General features: G+C 51.1%; 5 protein-coding genes. 3 read left to right on the top strand and 2 right to left on the bottom strand.

The genetic code is table 11. The features are described from left to right. Positions 1-48 precede the first annotated feature (48 nt). Complete coding sequence (locus VIN66_RS18855; RefSeq protein ID WP_414709893.1) at positions 49-126, top strand: PEP-CTERM sorting domain-containing protein; 78 nt, start codon at positions 49-51, stop codon at positions 124-126. A gap of 45 nt (positions 127-171) precedes the next feature. Here the strand turns inward: VIN66_RS18855 and VIN66_RS11870 are convergent, their stop codons facing one another. Together VIN66_RS11870 and VIN66_RS11875 are read right to left on the bottom strand one after the other, a co-directional pair. Beyond that, positions 172-1362 carry a winged helix-turn-helix domain-containing protein gene (locus VIN66_RS11870; RefSeq protein WP_331924183.1) on the bottom strand — a complete coding sequence of 397 codons (1191 nt, stop codon included), beginning with the start codon at positions 1360-1362 and terminating at the stop codon, positions 172-174. Further along, positions 1359-2096 carry a tRNA1(Val) (adenine(37)-N6)-methyltransferase gene (locus VIN66_RS11875; protein ID WP_226767199.1) on the bottom strand — a complete coding sequence of 246 codons (738 nt, stop codon included), beginning with the start codon at positions 2094-2096 and terminating at the stop codon, positions 1359-1361. The genes VIN66_RS11870 and VIN66_RS11875 overlap by 4 nt, the downstream gene beginning before the upstream one ends. A gap of 72 nt (positions 2097-2168) precedes the next feature. Between VIN66_RS11875 and srmB the strand changes: the two genes are divergently transcribed. Together srmB and VIN66_RS11885 are read left to right on the top strand one after the other, a co-directional pair. After that, the gene (gene srmB / locus VIN66_RS11880) at positions 2169-3392 is read left to right on the top strand and encodes an ATP-dependent RNA helicase SrmB (RefSeq protein WP_331924184.1); all 1224 of its coding nucleotides are present in this window, start codon (positions 2169-2171) and stop codon (positions 3390-3392) included. Positions 3393-3521: 129 nt separating this feature from the next. After that, on the top strand, positions 3522-4554 hold a 1033-nt coding region (locus tag VIN66_RS11885; RefSeq protein WP_331924185.1), incomplete at its 3' end, for an LD-carboxypeptidase.

The following is a 4554-nucleotide window of genomic DNA, read 5'->3' on the forward strand; positions in this document are numbered from 1 at the left end:
CTGTCTCATGTGTCATTGTGGTTACGTGATCCAAGCTTTGTCACTCAGGTGCAAGTACCCGAGCCTGCTACTGTCGCCATTCTGGGTTTAGGTTTGTTGGGGCTGCGTTTACGCCGTAAACGCTAAGCTCTAACCCAACGCAAAAAACCATCGTGATAAGCGGTGGTTTTTTTATGCCTGAATGTATTGCAAACACCTGTAGCGCTGCTTTAGCAGCGTGTCATTGCATGACACCAGCTTCCAGCGCACACAGTCGTTAAAACGGGTGTAAGCTGCCACCGCATGCTCAAAAGCCTCAATAAAGCTACTACTCACCATACCGTGGCTATCATAAGCGCCATCTTCCAGTGTCAGTTGCTGCAACAATAGGGTTTTGCTGGCCCGGTCAGCTTTTACATCTACCCGGCCAACCATTCGCGTCTGCCACAAAATCGCCAGGCTATAATAGCCAAAACGGCGTTTCTGCGCAGGCACATACACTTCTATCTGGTAGTCAAAATTAAACCACTGTTTTAACCTGTCGCGCTGGATAAGCACATTATCAAAGGGGTTAAGTAACCAGACGGTATTACCGGTTTCAATCAGTGCAGAGTCAACTTCCGGTAAAAAATAATGCGTTTTACCCTGATAGCTAAACTGCGCTAATTCGCCCTGCTCCAGCATATGTGTAAGCTCAGTTTGCAGCGCAGCTTTAATGTTTTTACGCAGGTAACCGATCTGGCCTAAAGTGCCAAACCCGTGAGCCTGCAGATAACGCTGAATAAGATAACGACAAAACTCCGCCTCGTCCGGCAGCCTTGTATCCACCGTTGCTGGCAATACCCGTTCGGTCAGGTCATACACTTTCTGAAAATTATCGCGCCGCAGTGCCATTACATCGCCTTGCATAAATAGCTGCTCCAAGGCTTTTTTCGCCGGCTTCCAGTCCCACCAACTACCGCGGCTTTTCACCTCGTCATTAAAATCAGCCGCGGTAAGTGGTCCCTCCTGTCGTAACCTCGCCAACACCTGTGCCATCATCCTTTGATCAGGCTCATGCCAGTGCCGCTCGCCCTGCTTCAGCTGCTGTTTACGGTATAAACTGAAGCGATAATCCGCCATCGGCAGATAAGCTGCAGCATGCGCCCAGTATTCAAAGACCTGCCCACTGGCAATGGCATCGTCGAGCATTTGTGGCTGGTAATGTGACAGACGGCTGTGCAATACATGATGGTGAGCGCGCTGTACCACATTGATAGAATCAATCTGCACATAGCCCAGCTGCTGCACTGCAGCGTCAAGTGACACCGGCGGATGTAACAGCCCTTGCTGCCGCAGCAGAATATGTATCCATTCTTGTGCCGAAAAGGGGCTGTTTTTCATATGGTTGACCTGGGCTCATCAGGGAATTTCAGATAAAAAGCGCTAAGCAACTGCTGGTACTGTATAGAGTAAGCGCCATTGGAATCATGGATATGCAGCTGTGTCTGCTGCGGTTTAACGCCATGGCTGCTTCGGCCCAAACATAACAAACTGCGGTGCGCTTTTGTCGGCTTAGTGTAAACGGTACAGCTATGCTGCAATTGCCAGCCAGCAGACAACGCCAGGCCAATGAAATAGTCATGCACACTAAAAGGGATAACGATGGCAAAAGTTCCGCCGGAGCTTAGCAAAGCCGCCGCAATATTGAGCAAGCTGGCAAAAGGTAAGCTATCCGTATGCCTGGCCTGATGCCTTTTGGCATCCTGCGCCGGAACAGCGTGCTGAAAAAACGGTGGGTTAGACACAATTAAGCGGTAACGTTTATCACTGCGATAGGTTAGAATATCGCCCTTTATCAGCCTGATTGCTTCTGGCCAGGGGCTGTTGGCGACATTAATTGCGGCTTGTTCTGCTGCAGCGGCATCAAGTTCAACAGCGTCAATCGGGTTGGCGCCTGCGGTGCGCTGAGCTAGCATAAGGCTTATCAGGCCAGATCCAGCACCGATATCGAGAATAGCGCCGCCTGCAGGTGGCAGCGGGGCGAAAGCGCCAAGCAATAAACCGTCAGTGCCGACTTTCATCGCGCACCGATCATGGGCTACAAAAAATTTTTTACATTGAAAACCGGCTGACATCAGTACCTCCGCCGCCAGTTTACGGCGAAGCAGACGAACTGTCACCGGGCAGGCAATAATGCTGAGGACTACATGACAACATTCGCAGAATTTCAACTGGATGACAATATTAACCGCGCCATTAGCGAGCGCGGCTTTGAACAGCCCACGCTGATCCAGGAAATGGCGATCCCACTGGCGCTGGACGGTAAAGATATTCTGGCCAGTGCACCAACCGGCACCGGAAAAACCCTGGCCTTTGTACTACCGGCTATACAGTATTTGCTCGACTTCGGCCGTAAAGATCCGGGTTTTGCCCGTGTCCTGGTGATGACCCCGACCCGCGAACTGGCATATCAGGTGTATGACGAATTTAAACACTTCACAAAACACACGACGCTAAATGTCGGTGTGATTACCGGCGGCATTAATTACGGCAGCCATAAAGATACGCTGGAAAAAAACAACGACATTCTGGTCGCCACACCAGGGCGCTTAACGGAATACCTCGACGAAGAGAGTTTTCAGGCCGATGAGGTGGAGGTGCTGGTGCTGGATGAAGCCGACCGTATGCTGGATATGGGCTTTATCGGCGAAATGAACCGCATTGTGCTTGAAGCCCGTCGCCGCCGGCAGACATTTTTGTTTTCTGCCACGCTGGAAGGTAATAATCTGGAACGTTTTGCCGAGCGCGCTCTGAAAGAGCCTGAGCGGCTGGAAGCTATACCTTCACGTAAAGAAAAAGCCAAGATTTTGCAGTGGGTGCATCTGGCAGATGATGCCCAGCATAAACTGGCGCTGCTTATTCACTTGCTAAAACAAGCTGATGTCAGCAAAGCTATAGTGTTTGTGAAAACCCGCGAGCGTCTGGCCAGCTTAACCGGTCAGCTTGAAACGGCAGGCTTGCGCTGTGGCTGGTTACAGGGCGAAATGCCGCAGGACAAGCGGATGCAGGCAGTAGAACGCTTCAGCAGTGGCCGGGTAAATATTCTGCTGGCAACCGATGTTGCCGCCCGCGGGTTGGATATCGACGACATCAGCCATGTGATTAACTTTGACATGCCGCGCACTGCTGATGTGTATGTACACCGCATTGGCCGCACTGGCCGCGCCGGGAAAAAAGGCACTGCTATTTCACTGGTAGAAGCCCACGACATGGCCATACTGGCTAAAATAGAGCGCTACAGCGAACAAAAGCTGAAACGTCGCGTGGTAGATAGCCTGCGGCCAAAAAATAAAGAAGCTAAAGTGCCGGTGAAAAAGAAAAAGCCGGGTAGAGTCGCCGCTAAAAAAATCGTTAAAAAGCCGAAAAAGTAACCTGTCTTTAGTTACCGCTGCCCGTGAAAGCGGCGGCGGTTGTCGCATTTTTACGCTGTCGTCTTGGAATTTTTTAGTAAAGCTGTTATTGGTATAGCGAATAAATTATTACAAACGTGGAGCCGTCAGATGGATAAAAGACAATTTATAAAAAACTGCGCCCTGGCAGCCAGCCTGATCCCGCTGGCCAGTTGCGCCAATGTGATTGCAGCACCGGCTGCTGCGAAGAGCAAACGGGTACTGCCGCTAGCATTAAACCCCGGCGATACCGTCGCATTGGTCAGCCCGTCTAAAGCCACTGATAATAAAATCGATCTGCAAATTGCAACTGAGGTCATGCAGGCACTGGGACTGAACGTAAAAGCCGGCCAGCATCTGGCGTCACGCCGTGGCCATCTTGCCGGTACCGATCTTGAGCGCGCCAGCGATATCAATGCCATGTTTGCCGACAAAGACGTCAAAGCCATTATCTGTTTGCGTGGCGGCTCAGGCGCAGCACGGGTGCTGCCACTGCTGGATTACAACCTGATCCGTAATAACCCGAAGATTTTGCTGGGTTACTCGGATATCACAGCACTGCACAATGCCATTCATGCTCAAACTGGCTTAGTCACTTTCCACGGCCCTAATGGCACCGGTAGCTGGAACAGCTTTAATGCTGATCAGTTCCGCCGGGTGTTTTTTGATCGCGAGTTAATGCATTACCAGAATGTTATCGACGCCAAGGATGAACTGGCGCCAAGGCAAAACCGCACCATTACCATTACCGGAGGTAAGGTGCAGGGCGAACTGATTGGCGGTAACCTTACCGTGCTGACCGCATTGGCCGGTTCACCCTACCTGCCCGATTTCAGTGGCAAAATTCTGTTTGTCGAAGATGTCGAAGAAGCTCCATATCGCATTGATCGTATGCTGAGTACCTTAAAGCTGATGGGCGCACTGGATAAAATTGCCGGCTTTATTTTTGGTGAATGTACCGACTGCCGCCCAAGCGGAGGCTATGGCTGGCTGACGATGGATCAAATTTTTGATGACCATATCAAACCGCTGAATATTCCGGCTTACCGTGGCGCCATGATAGGCCATATAAAACAGCAGTTTATCGTGCCGGTGGGTGGCCGGGTTGAGCTGGACGCTGATGCCGGCAGCTTCCGCTTACTGG

It is taken from the genome of Rheinheimera sp. (assembly GCF_036568245.1).
Classification (GTDB): domain Bacteria; phylum Pseudomonadota; class Gammaproteobacteria; order Enterobacterales; family Alteromonadaceae; genus Alishewanella.

What these genes read in the sequence shown, in the direction of transcription:
- VIN66_RS11870 (WP_331924183.1), bottom strand. Translation starts at nt 1,362, where the DNA reads ATGAAAAACAGCCCCTTTTCGGCACAAGAATGGATACATATTCTGCTG.
- VIN66_RS11875 (WP_226767199.1), bottom strand. Translation starts at nt 2,096, where the DNA reads ATGTCAGCCGGTTTTCAATGTAAAAAATTTTTTGTAGCCCATGATCGG.
- srmB (WP_331924184.1), top strand. Translation starts at nt 2,169, where the DNA reads ATGACAACATTCGCAGAATTTCAACTGGATGACAATATTAACCGCGCC.